We start from the raw sequence: 16,645 nt of genomic DNA, 5'->3' as shown, positions 1-16,645 counted from the left end.
GGCCGGGCCCTCGGCGCTGCCGTCCGCGCCACCGTCGTGACCGCCCGGGTTCGCGCCGCCGTCCGCAGGACCCTCGCCGCCGGTCGAGCCCGAGGTAGTGGTGATGTCGTCGTCGTTGAGAGACATGAGAGCTCCTTGGTGGGTCCGTGGTGTGTGGGTCCCCGCCATACCCCGCGATCATCTCGTCTAACCCGGGTCCGGACGGGGTATCGCAGGTCACGTGATGCGGATCGGGACCTCGGGATGGCAGTACCGGGACTGGCGCCCGGCGAAGGGCGCCGACGAGACCGGGCACCTCTACCCGGCCGCGCTGCCGCAGCGGCTCTGGCTGGAGCACTACGCCGCCCGTTTCGAGACGGTGGAGGTGAACAACGCCTTCTACCGGCTGCCCGAGCGGTCGACCTTCGAGCAGTGGCGCGCCCGCACCCCGGACGACTTCTGCGTGGCGGTGAAGATGAGCCGCTACCTCACCCACATCAAGCGGCTCAAGGACCCCGCCGAGCCGGTCGCGCGCTTCCTGTCGCGCGCCGAGGCGCTGGGCGACAAGCTCGGCCCGGTCCTGATCCAGCTGCCGCCCACGCTCAAGGCCGACCTGCCGGCGCTCGAGGAGACCCTTCGGCTCTTCGGGGACCGGGCGCGCCTGGTGGTGGAGCCGCGGCACGAGACCTGGTTCACCGACGAGTGCCGGGAGCTGCTCACGAAGCACCGGGCCGCGCTCTGCTGGGCCGACCGGCTGGGACGGCCGGTCACTCCGCTGTGGACCACCACCGACTTCCTCTACCTGCGGCTGCACGAGGGCCGGGCCAAGCCCTGGCCCCGGTACGGGAGGGCGGCGCTGCGCACGTGGGTCGAGCGGCTCGCCGCCGTACCGGAGTCGTATGTCTTCTTCAACAACGACCCCGGCGGAGCGGCCGTGATCGACGCGGCGGTCCTGGCCGCCGAGGCCGATCGGCGTGGCCTTCGCCGCACCCGCACTCCCGACGTCAAGCCGCGCCCGTAGGGTTGACGAGGTGCGCAACCTCGAGCTGAACGGCCGTGTCCCCGACCTCGCCGAGATCCACCGGCTGGCCACGATCAACTACGGCCACTTCACGTCGATGCAGGTCCGCTCCGGCGCCGTGAAGGGCCTCGCGCTGCACATGGCCCGCCTCGCGGACGGCAACGAGGAGTTCTTCGGCTGGAAGATGGGCGTCGACGACGAGGCCCGCGTGGTCTCGCTGATCCGCCACGCCCTCGGCACGGCGCGCGACGCCTCGGTGCGCGTCAGTTTCGTGCCCGGTCCCGACCCGGTCGACCCGCCCGACGTGGTGGTGGCGGTGAGCGAGCCGCGTGCCGCCGACCCCGGCAAGCCCCTGCGGGTACGCACGGACAGCTACCGCCGCGACTGGCCCGAGCAGAAGCACGCGGCCACCATGGGGCTGATCGTGACGCGCCGGCAGGCCGTCCGCGACGGCTACGACGACGCACTCTTCGTGGGCGACACCGGCCTGGTCAGCGAGGGCACCACCTGGAACGTCGCCTTCCACGACGGCGACCAGGTCATCTGGCCGCAGGCCCCGATGCTGCGCGGCACCACGATGGTCCTGCTCCAGATCGCCATGACCATGGGCGGGGTGCCGTGGACGCTGCGCCCGGTCCCCCAGGCCGACCTGCCGGCCTTCACCGGCGCGGTGACCGTCAACTCGACGTGCCCGGCCCAGCCGATCGCCTGGATCGACAACCAGGCCTACCCGGAGAGCGACCGGCTCACGGCCCTGCTGACCGACACGTGGAAGTCGGTGCCCTACGACGAGCTCTGATATCCGGTTTTGTCGGCGTCGGTGATCTCTCGGAGCACCCGCGCCGGCACTCCGGCGGCGATCACGCCGGCCGGGACGGAGCGGGTGACCACGCTGCCCGACCCGACGATCGCGTTGTCGCCGATGGTGACGCCCTGGTTGATCGTGACCCCGCCGCCGATCCAGACGTGGTCGCCGATGGCGACCGGCTTGGCGTAGCAGGCGCCGGCCGCCCGCTCCCCCGGATCGACGGCGTGGTTGGAGGTGTAGATGCCGACGCGCGGCCCGAACAGCACGTGGTCGCCGATGGTGATCCCGCCGCCGTCGAGCATGACGCAGTCGAAGTTGGCGTAGAAGTGGTCACCGATGCTGATGTTGAAGCCGAACTCGCACCGGAACACCGGCTCGAAATGGCAGTCCCGGCCCACCGCCTTGAGCAGCCGCCGCAGGATCGCCTCGCGCTCCGCCTGCGGCCGCCCGAAGCTGGTGTTGTACTCGTCGCTCAGCAGCACGGTCCGCTGCCGGGCCGCCACCAGCTCCGGGGTGAGGTCGTTGTACATCCGGCCGGAGAGAATGCGTTCGCGCTGCGCCTCAAGCGTCACGCCTTGATCTTCTCACCGTCCCGCACCGGCGCGTCCGCCACGTCCTGGCCCTCGGCGGCGACGGGCTCGGCGCCGGTCTCGCCGGTGATGTGGCGGTAGGCGACGCCGGCCAGCGCGGCCCTCAGCAGCGGGGCGAGCCAGAAGAGCCAGAGCTGCGCGAGGGCCCGGCCACCCATGAGGACGGCCGGCCCGGTGGAGCGAGCGGGATTCACCGAGGTGTTGGTGACCGGGATGCTGATCAGGTGGATCAGGGTCAGGGCGAGGCCGATCGCCAGCGGCCCCAGCCCGGCGGGCGCGCGGTGGTCGGTGACGCCCGGGCGGTATCCCGGCCGGCCCTCGGCGACCACGAGCAGCACGGCCGCCGCGGCGACGGCCGCCACGACCTGGGCGACCGCGTACGGCAGGACGTCGCGCCCGGGTGTGCGGCGGCCCAGCCACAACCCGAGCGTCACCGCGGGGTTGAAGTGCCCGCCGGAGATGTGCCCGACCGCATAGGCCATGGTCACCACGGTAAGCCCGAAGGCCAGCGCCACACCGAGCATGCCGATGCCGGTGGGCGCGCGGGCCGCCAGCACAGCGGGGCGGCGCGCCTCACCCCTCGCGGATGAGGTCGATCAAGGTGGTGGCGTTGCGCTGGGCGTAGTCGGAGTAGCAGTTGTTCATGAACACCTGGGTGCGGGTGGCCGACGACGCCAGCTCACGCAGGCGCGGGGCCCAGGACCGGAGCTCCTCGTCGGAGTATTCGTAACCGAACTTCTCGTGGATGTCCTTGCTGGTCCACTTGTCGCTGTGGCCGTGGAAGCGGACCACCGCCAGGTCCGACGTCGCCGCCATGACCGGCGGGATCGACGACTTGTGACCCTGGGGCATGTCGACGCCGACGAAGGCGAGGCCGTGCGCGCGCAGGAAGTCGAGCGTCTCGTTCTGGTTGGCGCCCTCGAACCACGACGCGTTGCGGAACTCGAAGACCGGGCGCAGCGGCTTGCAGCGGGCCGCCACCTCGAGCAAATACTCCTTGTTGGACTTGCGGATGCCGAACCACGGCGGGAACTGGAAGAGGACGGCGCCGAGCTTGCCGGCCTCCGCGAGCGGGTCGAGCGCCGCGAGGAAACGGGACCAGACTTCCTCGTACGACTGCGGTGGCATGTCCCCGGGGTAGACGTTCTTCTTGTCCGTCTCGGGGCGCAGGTCCTTGTAGATCGCCGACACCTTTGTCGGGTGGCCGGTCAACATGCTGAACGCCTTGATGTTGAACGTGAAGCCGCCCGGGGTGCGCTGTGCCCACAGCCGGGTAGTCTGCTCCGCCGGCGGCCCGTAGTACGTCGAGTCGACCTCGACGACGGGGAACTGCTCGGCGTAGTACGCGAGCCGCTTCTCGGGCGTGTCCGCGGATGCCGGATACCAGCCCGAGGCGAGCAGCGTCTTGTCCGTCCAGGACGCCGTACCGACCTCGATCGAGCCCATGGTCCCAAGCTAGCCCCGATGCGCCGGGTCCGCCGCTCGGCTCAGCGGCGGACCCGGGACGATCGTGAGCTCAGCCGGCGCGGCGTTCCCGCACCTGCTTGCAGTTGACGCACGTGGTGGCCGAGGGGAAGACCTCCAGCCGCTCCCAGGGGATCGGGTTGTGGCAGCCCTCGCAGTTGCCGTACGTGCCGTCCTCGAGACGCGCCATGGCGTGCTCGGCCTGCGTGCGCCGGTCGAGGAGGGTCCTCAGCAGGGACGTGGCGGCGTCGCGCTCGGCCGTCTTGGACCCGCTGTCGGCCTGGTCGTCGCCGGCCGCGTCGCCGATCTCGACCAGCCGCAGCTTGTGGTTCTCGGCCAGCGCCTCCTCGTACTCGGCGTTGATGTCGTCGAACCGGCCGCGCAGGATGTTCCGGATCTGATCGAGCTCCTCCGGCGTACGCCCCTTGGCGGCACCCTTGCCCGTGATAACCGCTCCATTGACGAGCATGCGCTTCCCCTGCCCTTCCTCTGCCCCTACCGGTGAGTTCCCCCGGAGGGCGACGCCATCGCACCGTGGTGCCGCCTGATACCCACCGCCGAAGATCCCAAACGGGGCCTCCGCTGAAAAAGTAACCGGAGCATAACTGTCAGTGGTCGGTCGCGCTACAGACTCGCTTCACCAACGTTCGTCGACCACGGCGGGGTGCCGGGGATCGTCGACCCGGACGACCACGTCGGCGAAGGACGCGGGGGCGACCTCCTCGGCGTACCGGAGGAAGGCCGGCACGGTCCACCGCTCGGCCTCGGGCGTGCGCCGCAGCAGCGCGCCCTCGGACATCTCCAGATGGACCGTCACGTCGAAGCCGAGTCCGCCGCCGAGCAGCAGCGGGCCGCTGACCAGCAGCACTGTCCGCGGATCGAGGCCGATGCGCGGCACCCGCGCGGCGCGGTCGGTCGACGCGTTCCACAGTTTGGTCACGACGCGGCCCGACCCGCCCGGCCCGGCGGGGTCGAGAACCTCGCGCGCCAGACCCGCCTCGTCGAACCAGCCGGCGTAGTAGGTGTCCGGATTGTCCCTGCCGAACTCGAGGCGCACGGAGGCCGGACGCAGGAAGTCGGACGTGTTGATCCTCACTACCGGGCGCCCGCGCTCGCGCAGCGGATCCACCAGGGCATCCGCGAGCGCTCCCGGGTCGGCCGCGGACGGCCCGTCGATCGCTACCCGCAGGTAACTGTCGGGTTCCCGACTCATCAGGACATCGGCCAATTCATTCACGAGGTTGCCGGTCGAGACGGGACGCACACGCACGCGGAGGAAGACTACTCGTGTGCCTGGACGATCACCCGCGCGTCGTCGGCGAGGCGGTAGCCCACCCCGTACACCGTGGTGATCACGGGAAGCGCGGCGCCGAGCTTGAGGCGCAGCCGGCGCACGTGGACGTCGACGGTGCGCTCGCCCGTGTGGTCGTAGCCCCAGACGCCGGAGAGCAGCTGGCCGCGGGTGAAGACGCGGCGCGGCCGCTCGGCGAGGAAGAGCAGCAGATCGAACTCGAGCCGGGTCAGCGGCAGCGCCTCGCCGTCGAGCAGCACCTGACGGCTGCCGGTGAGCAGGCGGATCTCGGGGCCGTCCGGGGCGGGCTCCGCGCCGTCGGTCTCCTCGGGCGCCACGGCGATGGTGCCCTGATTGTCCTCGACCAGCTCGCGGACGGCCTCGATGAGCCGGCGGGCCTGCGGAGTGAGACTCTCGCCGGTGAGCGGGATGTTCAGGGTGACGGTGAGCGCGGGGCGCGCGCCGCCACGATGGACTCCCCGTGAAAGTGCTCTGGCCGGCATTTCCGTCGCCCCCTGAAAATGACATGTCGGCAATCGAAATCGAACGATCACCCTCCGTAAAGCCGCGAACGATATTTCCGAAGCATCCGTTGCACGGTCAACCCGGCAACCACACTGTGGGAAAACCGTTCCAGAACCAGCTTGCCGTGCGGAAAATGCATTTCGCGAACGGATTCTGTCAGACTGATTAAGCATTGCCGAACGCGCGACGGTACGCTCACCGGTGTGGATGCCGAGATCATCGAGTTCGCCCACCGCATGTTCGACCTGGCCAGGGCCGGTGCGACGGAGGAGTTGGCAGGCCAGCTCGAGCTGGGCCTTCCGCCGAATCTGACCAACGACAAGGGCGACACCCTGCTGATACTTGCCGCGTACCACAATCATCCGGCGACGGTCGCGGCCCTTCTCCAGGCGGGTGCGGACCCTTCACGAGTGAACGATCGCGGCCAGACGGCACTCGCCGCCGCGGTGTTCCGGCAAAATTCTGAGACGGTCGCCACACTTCTCGCGGCGGGCGCCAATCCGCACGACGGGAATCCGTCGGCCCTCGCCACGGCCGCATTCTTCAAGCTGCCGGAGATGGCGGAACTGCTGCGCGGGGCGCCCGCCGAGGACGATCGGCGAGCGCCCGGCGCGTGATCGTCAGTCGCCCCGGGAGATCAGGCGGCGGCCCACCGCGGCGATGAGCCGGTCGAGCTCGGAGCCGAACGGGTTGTCGTGCACCAGGTAGGTCCAGGTGGCGCTCGGCCGCACGATCTTGGCGCGGTCGGGCTCCCAGCCCTCGCTGAAGTCGGTCTCCTCGAACGTCTCGATCGTGCGCTTCTCGACCTCGAGCAGCAGCGTCTGGAACGCCGGCACCGCCGACCGGTGGAACTCGTCGAGCGGGTCGAGCTTGCCCAGCGCCCGCAGGTGCACGCCCTCGCGCACCTCGGAGAGGTAGGCCAGGTGATCGACCCAGAGCCGGTCGAGCTGGAACAGCGCGATGGCCCGGGCCGCCTCGGAGAGCACGTCCTCGTCGAGCTCCTTGGCCTTGTCGGGCGAGCGCTCGAGCAGCATGATCGCCGCGACCTCGGAGGTGAGCAGACGCTCGCGGCGCTCGGCCAGCGCCATCCGCTGCTGCTCGATCACCACGCTGTAGCGCCACGTGTTGCGGTGGATCTCGTGGTTGACACCCTCGGCGACGCGCTGGGCGTGCTCGACCGCGTAGTCGACCTGGTCGTCGTGGACCACGCCGTCCATGTCCATCCGCGGCGAGGCGGGCAGGATGTCGCCGGCGTGCCGGGTGACCAGCTCGTCCTCGAGGCTGACGAAGAAGACCGAGCCGCCGGGGTCGCCCTGCCGGCCCGCGCGGCCGCGCAGCTGGTCGTCGACGCGGCGGCTGTCGTGCCGGCCGGCGCCGATCACGTAGAGCCCGCCGAGCTCGACCACCCGGTCGCGGTCGGCCTCGTCGCTGCCGCCGAGCCGGATGTCGACGCCGCGGCCGGCCATCTGGGTCGAGACGGTGACCGCGCCCAGCGCGCCCGCCTCGGCGATGATGGCCGCCTCCTCGGCGTCGTTCTTGGCGTTGAGCACGGTGCTCGGCACGCCGGCCGCGGCCAGCTGCTTGGCGAGCAGCTCGGACGCCTTGACGTCGAGGGTGCCGATCAGCACCGGGCGGCCCTTGTCGTGGGCGATCTTGATCTCTTCGACCAGCGCCTCGTCGCGGGTGTCGTGCGCCGAGTAGATGCGGTCGGGCTCGTCCTCGCGGATGTTCTCGGTGTTCGACGGGATGACCGCGACCTCGAGCTTGAAGTACTCGCGCAGCTGCTCGCCGACGTGCACGGCGGTCGCCGTCATGCCGCAGACGGTCTTGTAGAGGGCGATGTACGCCTGCACGGTGATCGTGTCGAGCACCTCGCCCTCGGCGGTGGCGCTCAGGCCCTCCTTCGCCTCGACGGCCGCCTGGAGGCCGTCGGGCCAGCGGCGGCGCTGGGCCACGCGGCCGCGCATCTCGTCGATCAGCTCGACCGAGCCGTTGCGCACGATGTAGTCGACGTCGCGGCGCAGCAGCGCCTCGGCGTGCAGGGCGACGTTGACCGCGGAGAGCTGCTGGACCTGGTCGTCGGCGTACAGGTCGACGCCGCCGAGCCTCTCCTCGACCTTCTTGAGGCCGGCGTCGGTGAAGGCCACGCTGCGGCCGTCCTCGGCCACCTCGTAGTCCTTGCCGTTGATCAGGTCGCGGACCAGCTCGGCGGCCTCGTGCACCGGGTCGCTCTCGCTGGAGAGGCTGCCGGCGAGCACCATCGGCACGCGGGCCTCGTCGATGAGGATCGAGTCGGCCTCGTCGACGATCGCCGTGGCGAGCTCGCGCTGCACCCGGTCGGTCACGTCGGTGACGAGCTGGTCGCGCAGGTAGTCGAAGCCCGCCTCGCTGACCGACACGTACGTGACGTCGGCCTGGTAGGCCGCGACGCGCTCCTCGTGGGTCGACGCCTCGGTGACCCAGCCGACGGTGAGGCCGAGCAGCTTGTAGACCGGGCCCATCCACTCCGCGTCGCGGCGGGCCAGGTAGTCGTTGACGGTGAGCACGTGCACCGGGCCCCGGCCGAGGCGCACGTGGCCGAACGCGGCGATCGTCGCGGTCAGCGTCTTGCCCTCACCGGTGGCCATCTCGGCGACCCGGCCGTCGAGCAGCGCCATCGCGCCGAGCAGCTGCACGTCGTACGGCCTCTGCTCGAGGGCACGCCAGGCGGCCTCGCGACCGACCGCGCAGATCTCGGCGTAGTCGCTCGCGTCGGCCGCTGCCGCGGTCAGCGCCTCGTCGTCCAGCTCGCTGAGAGCCTCCGCGTGAGCCTCGATGGCCGGCAGCCTCTTGCGGAGCGGCCCCAGGTCGACCGTGGTGCCGGGACGCTGCAGAAACTTGCGGAAACGGCCCTTCAGCCGCTGAGACACACCCATGGCGCGCAACGGTACTCGATTTCCCTGAGCGCTAGGTCACGACACCACCGCGCCCGGGACGTTTGTGGTGCCCCGGCGCCGGGCACCATTGCCCGACAGCGACCACACGAGCGACGGGGAGGCGTGTTGCCCAATCAGCTGGTGTGCCGGCCCGAACAGGCGGACTCGGTCGCTGTGCTGCGGATCAACGGCACGCTCGACCAGGTCACGGGCGACGCGCTGCAGCAGGCCATCCGGCTGCGCCTGGCCACCGAGCCGAGCCGGCTGCTCCTCGACGTCGCCGGGATGAGCGTCGGCGACCCGCTCGGGCTCGCTGCCCTGAGCGCCGTGGTGTGCCAGACCGCGGAATGGCCGAATGTGCCCATCGTGCTCTGCGGGGCGGACGAGCACACCCGCGAGATCGTCGCCCGGACGCCGGAGTGCCGGGGCCTCGCGTACGCCGACGACTGCGCCGCCGCGATCGCCGAGGGCGTGGCCGAGCCCGATCCGCCGCGCATCCACGTGCGCCTGCGTCCCGTGCCGGACGCCTGCCGTCAGGTGCGCGCCCTCGTCACCCAGGCCTGCGCCGCGTGGCAGCGCTCCGACGTGGCGGCGATCGCCGCCCTGATCGCGACGGAGCTGGTCGCCAACGTGGTGCGGCACGCGCACACGACCATGGAGTTCACGGTCACCGCGCTGCGCGACGGCCGGCTGAGCATGACCGTCCGCGATCACAGCCGCCGCATGCCGAAGCCCACCGAGGCCGCCGTCACCGACGCCGGGGGCCGGGGTTTGCGCCTGGTGCGCGATCTGACCGACGCCTGGGGCGTTCTGCCGGTCACCGACGGTAAAGTCGTGTGGACCCAGTTGAACGCCGGAACCGGATGACACCTTCTCGCGACGTCGTGGCAGTCGGCGCCTCCGCCGGAGGCGTGGAGGCCCTGCGCGCTCTGGTCGCCGGCCTGCCGCCGCATTTCCCCGGCGCCATCCTCGTCGTGCTGCACATCGCCCGCTCCGCGCCCAGCGCTCTGCCGGGCATCCTCAGCCGCAGCGGTCCGCTGCCCGCGTCCGGCGCGGCCGACGGCGACCCGCTGCGCCCGGGTCACATCTATGTCGCGGCCAGCGACCATCACATGCTGCTGCTCGACGGCCGGCTTCGGCTCACCCGCGGCCCCGCCGAGAACGGCCACCGCCCGGCGATCGACCCGCTGTTCCGCTCGGTGGCCCGCGCCGCCGGGCCCCGCGCGGTGGGAGTCGTGCTCTCCGGCTCGCGCGACGACGGAGCGTCCGGGCTCGCCGCCATCGCCGCTCAGGGCGGGGCCACGGTCGTCCAGGACCCGGCGGACGCGCTCTGCCCCTGGATGCCGCGGGCCGCCGCCGCACGCGTCGCCGCCGACCACATCGTCCCCGCGGCCAAGATGGGGGCCCTGCTCAACGGGATGATCGACATGGATCCACCAGATGCCGGCCCCCGGGGCGATCGCCTGCTCGACTTCGAGGTCGCCATGGCCGACCCCGGCCACACGCTCACCACCGACCAGGTCGCCGAGCCGGCCGGGTACGGCTGCCCGTCGTGCGGCGGCAGCCTCTTCCAGATCGAGGCCGAGCCGCTCCCCCGGTTCCGCTGCCGGATCGGGCACGCCTGGTCACCCGAGAGCCTGCTCGACGAGCAGGCCGTGGCCCTGGAGGGCGCCCTCTGGATCGCGCTGCGGGCCCTTGAGGAGAAGTCCGCGCTCAGCCGGCGGATGGCGGGCAGGCGCCACTCGGGCAACGGTGCCCATTTCGGCGATCTGGCCGACGAGGCGGAGGCCGCGGCCGGGACCATTCGTACCCTGATAGAGCGCCTGGGCGGCGGACAGGGCGACGTACGGTAGCGTCACGCAGATGCAGCCGACCGATCCGCATTTCGAGGCGCTGCTGGTCTATCTGAAGGAGTCTCGCGGCTTCGACTTCACCGGATACAAACGGTCGAGCCTGATGCGGCGAGTCAACCGCCGGATGAGCCAGGTCGAGGCCTCCGACTACCAGGACTACCTGGACTTCCTGCAGGTGCACCCGGACGAGTTCACCGCGCTCTTCAACACGATCTTGATCAACGTCACGGCCTTCTTCCGCGACAACGACGCGTGGGACTACCTGAGCAAGGAAGTGCTCGGTCCCCTGATCGAGGCCAAGTCGGAGGGCGCGCCGATCAGGATCTGGTGCGCCGGCTGCGCCTCCGGCGAGGAGGCCTACACCCTGGCGATCGCGCTCGCCGAGGTGCTGGGCGTCGACGGCTTCAAGGACCGCGTCAAGATCTATGCGACCGACGTGGACGAGGAGCAGCTGAACGAGGCCCGCCAGGCCACCTACACCGACCGCCAGATGCAGGGCGTCTCCGACGAGTTGGTCAGGCGCTACTTCGAGCCGGTCGCCGGTGGCCGCTTCGCCTTCCGCAAAGACCTGCGCCGCTCGATCATCTTCGGCCGCAACGACCTGGTCCAGGACGCCCCGATCTCCCGCATCGACCTGCTCACCTGCCGCAACACCCTGATGTACTTCAACGCCGAGACCCAGTCCAAGATTCTCGGCCGGTTCCACTTCGCCCTGCGCGACGACGGCGTGCTCTTCCTCGGCAAGGCCGAGATGCTGCTCAGTCATTCCAGCCTGTTCACGCCCATCGACCTCAAGCGCCGCGTCTTCCGCCGCGTCCCCCGGCTGTACGCGGCGCCCGGTGTGGCCTTCGCCGAGCCGCCGCCGCTGAGCAGCCTGCCCGTCACCGGGCTCGACGAGCTGCGCAACGAGGTCTTCGCGGCCAGCCCGCTCGCCCAGCTCGCCCTCACCTCCGACGGCATGGTGGCGCTCTCCAACCGTCAGCTCGAGAAGCTCTTCGGGGTCTCCTCGCGCGACATCGGCCGGCCGTTCCGCGACCTCGACCTCTCCTACCGCCCGGTGGAGCTGCGCAGATTCATCGAACAGGCGCAGCTCGAGCGCCGCACGCTGCGCATCCCCGAGGTGGAATACCAGCGCGGCACCGAGAAGATCGACCTCGAGGTGCAGATCAGCCCGCTCGCCGGCGCCGACGGCAGCCTGCTCGGCGTCAACGTCATCTTCCATGACGTGACGGCGTCGCGGCGGCTCAAGGACGAGCTGGAGCACGCCAACCAGCAGCTCGAGGCCGCGTACGAGGAGCTTCAGTCCACGAACGAGGAACTGGAGACCACCAACGAGGAGCTCCAGTCCACGGTCGAGGAACTGGAGACCACCAACGAGGAGCTCCAGTCGACAAACGAGGAGCTGGAGACGATGAACGAGGAGCTCCAGTCCACCAACGACGAGCTCCAGAGCATCAACGACCAGCTGCGGATCAGCAGCACCCAGCTCGACGAGGCCAACGACTTCCTCGAGACCGTGCTCACCAGCATGCAGGCGGGCGTCGCGGTGGTCGACCCCGATCTGCGCATCCGCATGTGGAACAGCCGTGCGGAGGACCTGTGGGGGTTGCGCTCCGCCGAGGTGATCGGCCAGCACTTCCTCAACCTCGACATCGGCCTGCCGATCGAGCATCTCCGGCCGCTGCTGCGCGGTGCGCTCGGCCCCGGGGCCGAGACCGCGGAGCTCAAGGTCGACGCGGTCAACCGCAGAGGCAAACCCATCTCGGTGCGGGTGGCCTGCACGCCGCTGCGCCGCAGCGAGGGAGGCGCTCGCCCCGAGGGAGCCATCATCGTGATGGAGACGGCCGCCACCGAATAGTCCTGAGCGGTTTGTCCGTCGCCGGCCGGGGTATCCGGCGGCGGTCAGGCCGGAGGGTGGGGAGATGACCATCGCATTCCAGGTGACGGGTGATGGTCGCGAGCTGCTCGTCGAGATGATCGGGCGGCTCGGGCTGACCGACGTCGCCGACGTGCACGTCCGCCTGCTCAAGGCACTCGCCGAGCAGCCGCAGTCGCTGCTGATCGATCTCTCCGGGATGACGGTCGAGGAGCCGCTGGCGCTCGCGGTCTTCACCGCCGCCAGCCGGCAGGCCGCCCGCTGGCCCGGCATCCCGCTGCTGCTCTGCACCGCCCGGCCGCCGGTTCACGCCCTGCTCACCGGGCCCGCCTACCACAGGTTGCCGGTCTTCGACAGCCTCGGCACCGCCCGCGCACACGCCCGTGACCACGGAGGTGAGACGATGCCGGCCATCTCCGACGATCTGCTGCCGATCACCGGTGCGCCCCGGCACGCCCGGGACGTCGCGACCGACGCCTGCCTGCGCTGGGACGAGCCCGGCCTGGTGGGTCCCGCCAGCCTCATCGCCAGCGAGCTGGTCAGCAACGTGGTCGACCACGCGCACACGATGATGACGTTGCGCCTGTCGCTGCGCCGGCGCTACCTCAACATCGCCGTGCGGGACGGCTCCCCGGCCGAGCCGACCCGGCCCCTGAGGGTTCCCGGCCGCACCGACCTCAACCGCGGCCGCGGCCTGCTGCTGGTCGACGCGTCGTCGCACGCGTGGGGCTGGGTGCCGTCGGCCGACGGCAAGGTGGTGTGGGCGTCGCTCGCCCGCCCCCGCTCCTGATCACTCCATCAGGTTGGCGAGACCGGTCACCGTCAAGATCCCCGAGACGTACGGCTGCGCGCCCGCCAGACGCAGGCGCACATCGGCGACCGACGCGGCCGACGCGGCGTCCACGAGCACGGCGATGCCGGCGGCGTCGAGCAGCGGAACCCCCGACAGGTCGACGACGACCGGGCTGTCCCCCGCCAGACTGATCGCGCGGCGCAGCCCCAGCCGCAGCCGCTCGGCGGTGTCCCGGTCGACCTCGCCGCGCACCCGGGCGATCACCATGCCGCCCTCGCGGGTGGTGAGCACCTCCATGGGGCTGCGCTCGGGCCGGGCCTCGGCGCCCTCCCAGCGGGGCGGGGTGTCGCTCAGCATCGCCTCGCGCAGCCAGGTGAGCGCGCGGGTCAGCAGCCGCGACACGTGCATCTGCGAGATGCCCAGCTCGGCGGCGATCTCGGCCTGGGTCCGGTTGCCGTAGAAGCGCAGCGCCAGCATCCGCCGCTCCCGGACGGGCAGGCGCATCAGCAGGTCGGCGACGGTGACCTTGTCATCGACGAGCTCCAGATCGCCGTCCAGGTCGCCGATCAGGTCACCGAACTCGGCGGCACCCTCACCGCCCATCGGCGCGTTCAACGACGAGGGCGCGTAGCCTGCCGACGACTCCATCGCCTCCAGCACGGCGTCGACGTCGACGTCGAGCCGCTCGGCGATCTCGGCCGCGGTCGGCGTACGGGAAAGCATGCTCGTCATGACCATCATCGCGTGACCGACCTCGAGGCTGAGATCCTGAAGCCGCCGCGGCACGTGCACACCCCACGTCTTGTCGCGGAAGTGCCGCTTGATCTCGCCGGAGATCGTGATCACCGCGTACGCGGTGAACGAGCCTCGCTCCGGGTCGTACCGGTCGACGGCCTTCACGAGACCGAGCCGGGCGACCTGCTCGATGTCCTCGAACGACTCACCGCGCCCCCGGTAGCGCCGGGCCAGCCGCCCCGCGAACGGCAGGCACATCCGGGTGAGCTCCTCGCGCAGCGCGGCCCGAGCGCTCTCCGTGGCGCCTTCAGCCTTCTCGGCGTACGCCAGAGCGGCGGCATCCAGGTCGTCGAGCCCGTCGCTGGTCTTCTGCCCCGGTAGCTCCTGCTGTCGAGCCCTCATCACGTCGCGCGCGAACACAGGCTCTCCCCTCGTCGACTGTCACGGTCTGTCCCGCTTTGTGGTGTCCGCGCGGAACACGACCCCTCAGGCCGCACGTCAGTCGGGCGACCGAGGAAAACCCCTCGACCACCTGTTGGGGACGTTACTGCCCTTTCACCGGCGGCCTCAAACACTTGAAAAAGTGCAAATGCTTTTCACCGGCCAGGCTGATCTTCGGGCCCCTCTTCGAGCGGCCGGTTCACCTGGCCCATGTTGGGCGCCTCCAGCTTCGGCCGGTTGGGCCGGCCGGCGCCCGGCTGCCCCTGCACCGCGGCCGGGAGCTGGTTGGGCTGGCCTGCCGCTTGGGGGCCGTCGAGCGGGGGCCTGTTCGGGCTCTGGCCGCCCCCGCCCATCCGGCTGCCGAGGCCGCTGGGGGCGTCACCGTCGACACCACCGCCGAAGCGCACGGGATTGGAGCCGGTCCCCGGGCCGCCGGTGCCTTGGCCGGTGGTTTCCGGCGTGCGGGTGCTCGGACCTCCTGGGGCCGGGCCATCCTGTCCCAGATTTTGCATGGCCGGGCCGCTCGGTGCTGGGCCGCCCATGGCCGGGTTGCTCGACGCCGGGTCTTGGGGGGCCGGGCCATTCGTCGCCGGGCCGTGGATGGGCGGGCCGCTCGACACCGGCCCTTGGGAGGCCGGGCCGCTCGACACCGGCCCTTGGGAGGCCAGGCCGCTCGACACCGGGCCTTGGGAGGCCGGGCCGCTCACTGCCGGCCCGCCGGCCGCTGAAGGGCCGCCGCGTCCGGGGAGGCCACTGGGCGCACCCTCGCCTCCCCCGCCGGCCAACGCCGGCCCTTGTACCCGCTCGGGCGCGGGCACGGCAGCCGACGGCAGCCCACTCGGCTCGGCCGGTTGCCCCTGGCCGAAGGCGCTCGGCTGGGCCGTGGCCGCCTGCCCAAGCCCGCTCGACCGAGCCGCCGCCTGCCCAAGCCCGCTTGGCTGAGCCGCCGCCTGCCCAAGCCCGCTCGGCTGAGCCGCCGCCGGCCCGAGCCCGCTCGGCTGGACGGCCTCCGGGTGCCGACCAAGCCCGCCCGGCTGAGCGACCTCCGGGTTCTGGCCAAGCCCGCTTCCCTGGTCCGACCGAGCCAGCCGGCCCAGCCCGCTCGGCTGGTCAGCGTGCCCAGGGAGGCCGAAGGCCGCCCGCGCCCCTGAAGACACAGGCGCCGCCACCCCCGCTGACGGCGGGAACCCTGTCCCGCCCGGCCCCGACGCGGCCGACTCCGAAGACGGCCCGAACCCCGCCGAAGCCGATCCCATCCCGGCCGACTCCCCAGGGCGGCTCGACGTCGCGACCGGCGGATCGACAGCCGCAGGTCCAGCAGAGGGTTTGAGAGCCGCAGGGCGCGCGGACGGTTCATCGGCCCCAGTGCCGGCGGGCGACTCGGGAGCTTGAAGACCGGCGGCCGAGCCAGAAGCCCCGGGCCCGGCAGGCGGCTCGAAGCGCTGGTTCCCGGCAGGCGGCTCGAAGCGCGACGCGGCAACGGGCGGCTCGAAGGGCGGTGGCGCCAAAGGCTGCGGCGGCCGTTCCTGAGCCGTAGGAGGTGTCTCCGGCACGGGCCGCACCGCGGGCGATACCGGAGTTCCGGCAGCAGCGCCAGAGGCAGCAGATCCGCCGGAAGCAGCAGATCCGCCGGCAGGAGGCCCGCCGACAGCGGCACCGGAGGCAGCGGCACCGGAGGCAGGAGATCCGCCGGCAGGAGCGTTCGGCGAAGCAGAAGAGCGGTAGGCATCGGCACCTGGCGAAGCAGGAGAGCCGTTGGCCATGGGCCGCCCCTGCGGACGCGCCGACGGCGTGAACCGCGGCGCGTCCAACGGCCGGTTCTGCCGCCAGCCTGGCGGAAGTCCCGCCCGCGCCGACGCAGCCGGCCCTGCGCCTACAGCTGCGGCCGATGCCCCAGCGCTATCGCTGTTCGCCTCAGCAGGCCCCGGCGCCGACCCTGCGCGGCCCTCGGCCGCGCTCGAACCGAACCCCGGAACGGAATGTTCCGTTCCCGTGGGTAGGTGCGGATGGGCTTGCCCCTGACCTTCTGCTTGCGGTTGCGGTTGCGGTTGCGGTTGCGGTTGCGCGGAGCTTTCTCCTCCTGGCGCACGCAGAGAACCGGGCTGCCCGCCGCCTGCGCCCTCCTCTGGAACGGAATACTCCGTTCCGCCGTGCTCTACAGCGTCCCGCCGCGGAGGTTCCGGTGTCCTTGCGGGAACGGAATGTTCCGTTCCGGCCCACTGAGCCCTCTCGGCGGGGACGGAAGTGGGTGTGCTGCTGCCGTCTGGCGCTTGCTCGGGGTTCGGCCAGGGGTGCTCCAGGTGGATTCCGGACGCGGCGGGATCGGGGCGCCCAGGTATGGCGGAAGGCTGGGG

Annotated in this window: 15 protein-coding genes; 7 read left to right on the top strand and 8 right to left on the bottom strand. The window is 71.4% G+C overall.

Annotated elements, in window-relative coordinates:
- The first annotated feature begins 223 nt into the window (after positions 1–223).
- Both Ade02nite_RS18645 and Ade02nite_RS18640 read left to right on the top strand, forming a co-directional pair.
- The gene (locus Ade02nite_RS18645; protein ID WP_239168865.1) at positions 224–1,000 is read left to right on the top strand and encodes a DUF72 domain-containing protein; all 777 of its coding nucleotides are present in this window, start codon (positions 224–226) and stop codon (positions 998–1,000) included.
- A gap of 10 nt (positions 1,001–1,010) precedes the next feature.
- Positions 1,011–1,799 carry an aminotransferase class IV gene (locus tag Ade02nite_RS18640; RefSeq protein WP_203764763.1) on the top strand — a complete coding sequence of 263 codons (789 nt, stop codon included), beginning with the start codon at positions 1,011–1,013 and terminating at the stop codon, positions 1,797–1,799.
- Here Ade02nite_RS18640 and Ade02nite_RS18635 read toward each other — a convergent pair.
- The 6 genes from Ade02nite_RS18635 to Ade02nite_RS18610 form a co-directional block, all read right to left on the bottom strand.
- Complete coding sequence (locus tag Ade02nite_RS18635; protein WP_203764754.1) at positions 1,784–2,380, bottom strand: sugar O-acetyltransferase; 597 nt, start codon at positions 2,378–2,380, stop codon at positions 1,784–1,786. The two genes, Ade02nite_RS18640 and Ade02nite_RS18635, sit on opposite strands and share 16 nt — an antisense overlap.
- Positions 2,377–2,955, bottom strand: a complete 579-nt coding sequence (locus Ade02nite_RS18630; RefSeq protein WP_275409924.1) for an aquaporin — start codon at positions 2,953–2,955, stop codon at positions 2,377–2,379. Before Ade02nite_RS18630 ends, Ade02nite_RS18635 begins: the two co-directional genes overlap by 4 nt.
- Before the next feature lie 16 nt (positions 2,956–2,971).
- A complete protein-coding gene (locus Ade02nite_RS18625; RefSeq protein ID WP_203764752.1) occupies positions 2,972–3,844 on the bottom strand; it encodes a DUF72 domain-containing protein in 873 nt (290 codons plus the stop codon).
- Between the two features lie 70 nt (positions 3,845–3,914).
- On the bottom strand, positions 3,915–4,331 hold the full coding sequence (locus Ade02nite_RS18620; protein WP_203764750.1) for a TraR/DksA family transcriptional regulator: 417 nt from the start codon (positions 4,329–4,331) through the stop codon (positions 3,915–3,917).
- Positions 4,332–4,499: 168 nt separating this feature from the next.
- Positions 4,500–5,132: a nucleoside/nucleotide kinase family protein gene (locus tag Ade02nite_RS18615; protein ID WP_203764748.1), complete on the bottom strand. Its 633-nt coding sequence runs from the start codon at positions 5,130–5,132 to the stop codon at positions 4,500–4,502.
- 11 nt (positions 5,133–5,143) lie between these two features.
- Positions 5,144–5,656 (bottom strand): winged helix-turn-helix domain-containing protein, encoded by a 513-nt coding sequence (locus Ade02nite_RS18610; protein WP_203764746.1) that lies wholly within the window; start codon positions 5,654–5,656, stop codon positions 5,144–5,146.
- A gap of 225 nt (positions 5,657–5,881) precedes the next feature.
- Here Ade02nite_RS18610 and Ade02nite_RS18605 point away from each other — a divergent pair, with 225 nt between their 5' ends.
- Positions 5,882–6,295, top strand: a complete 414-nt coding sequence (locus Ade02nite_RS18605) for an ankyrin repeat domain-containing protein (protein WP_239168864.1) — start codon at positions 5,882–5,884, stop codon at positions 6,293–6,295.
- A gap of 3 nt (positions 6,296–6,298) precedes the next feature.
- Here Ade02nite_RS18605 and secA2 read toward each other — a convergent pair whose 3' ends face one another.
- The gene (secA2, locus tag Ade02nite_RS18600; protein WP_203764743.1) at positions 6,299–8,593 is read right to left on the bottom strand and encodes an accessory Sec system translocase SecA2; all 2,295 of its coding nucleotides are present in this window, start codon (positions 8,591–8,593) and stop codon (positions 6,299–6,301) included.
- A 126-nt stretch (positions 8,594–8,719) separates the two neighbouring features.
- On the opposite strand from secA2, the gene Ade02nite_RS18595 reads away from it, so the two are divergent.
- The 4 genes from Ade02nite_RS18595 (at position 8,720) to Ade02nite_RS18580 (ending at position 13,112) form a co-directional block, all read left to right on the top strand.
- Entirely contained in the window at positions 8,720–9,460 is a 741-nt protein-coding gene (locus tag Ade02nite_RS18595) for an ATP-binding protein (protein WP_203764741.1), read from the top strand.
- The gene (locus Ade02nite_RS18590; RefSeq protein ID WP_203764736.1) at positions 9,457–10,446 is read left to right on the top strand and encodes a chemotaxis protein CheB; all 990 of its coding nucleotides are present in this window, start codon (positions 9,457–9,459) and stop codon (positions 10,444–10,446) included. Before Ade02nite_RS18595 ends, Ade02nite_RS18590 begins: the two co-directional genes overlap by 4 nt.
- A 10-nt stretch (positions 10,447–10,456) precedes the next feature.
- Positions 10,457–12,304 (top strand): CheR family methyltransferase, encoded by a 1,848-nt coding sequence (locus Ade02nite_RS18585; RefSeq protein WP_203764733.1) that lies wholly within the window; start codon positions 10,457–10,459, stop codon positions 12,302–12,304.
- A 64-nt stretch (positions 12,305–12,368) separates the two neighbouring features.
- Complete coding sequence (locus Ade02nite_RS18580; RefSeq protein ID WP_203764725.1) at positions 12,369–13,112, top strand: ATP-binding protein; 744 nt, start codon at positions 12,369–12,371, stop codon at positions 13,110–13,112.
- Here the strand turns inward: Ade02nite_RS18580 and Ade02nite_RS18575 are convergent, their stop codons facing one another.
- Complete coding sequence (locus Ade02nite_RS18575) at positions 13,113–14,252, bottom strand: SigB/SigF/SigG family RNA polymerase sigma factor (protein WP_203764769.1); 1,140 nt, start codon at positions 14,250–14,252, stop codon at positions 13,113–13,115.
- Positions 14,253–16,645: the final 2,393 nt, after the last annotated feature.

Source organism: Paractinoplanes deccanensis (assembly GCF_016862115.1).
In the GTDB taxonomy this organism is placed as follows: domain Bacteria; phylum Actinomycetota; class Actinomycetes; order Mycobacteriales; family Micromonosporaceae; genus Actinoplanes; species Actinoplanes deccanensis.
This window is presented reverse-complemented; position numbering and strand designations above follow the sequence as displayed.

Coding starts and splice junctions, on each gene's coding strand:
- Ade02nite_RS18645 (WP_239168865.1), top strand. CDS start 224: ATGCGGATCGGGACCTCGGGATGGCAGTACCGGGACTGGCGCCCGGCG.
- Ade02nite_RS18625 (WP_203764752.1), bottom strand. CDS start 3,844: ATGGGCTCGATCGAGGTCGGTACGGCGTCCTGGACGGACAAGACGCTG.
- Ade02nite_RS18620 (WP_203764750.1), bottom strand. CDS start 4,331: ATGCTCGTCAATGGAGCGGTTATCACGGGCAAGGGTGCCGCCAAGGGG.
- Ade02nite_RS18610 (WP_203764746.1), bottom strand. CDS start 5,656: ATGCCGGCCAGAGCACTTTCACGGGGAGTCCATCGTGGCGGCGCGCGC.
- secA2 (WP_203764743.1), bottom strand. CDS start 8,593: ATGGGTGTGTCTCAGCGGCTGAAGGGCCGTTTCCGCAAGTTTCTGCAG.
- Ade02nite_RS18590 (WP_203764736.1), top strand. CDS start 9,457: ATGACACCTTCTCGCGACGTCGTGGCAGTCGGCGCCTCCGCCGGAGGC.
- Ade02nite_RS18585 (WP_203764733.1), top strand. CDS start 10,457: ATGCAGCCGACCGATCCGCATTTCGAGGCGCTGCTGGTCTATCTGAAG.
- Ade02nite_RS18580 (WP_203764725.1), top strand. CDS start 12,369: ATGACCATCGCATTCCAGGTGACGGGTGATGGTCGCGAGCTGCTCGTC.
- Ade02nite_RS18575 (WP_203764769.1), bottom strand. CDS start 14,252: ATGAGGGCTCGACAGCAGGAGCTACCGGGGCAGAAGACCAGCGACGGG.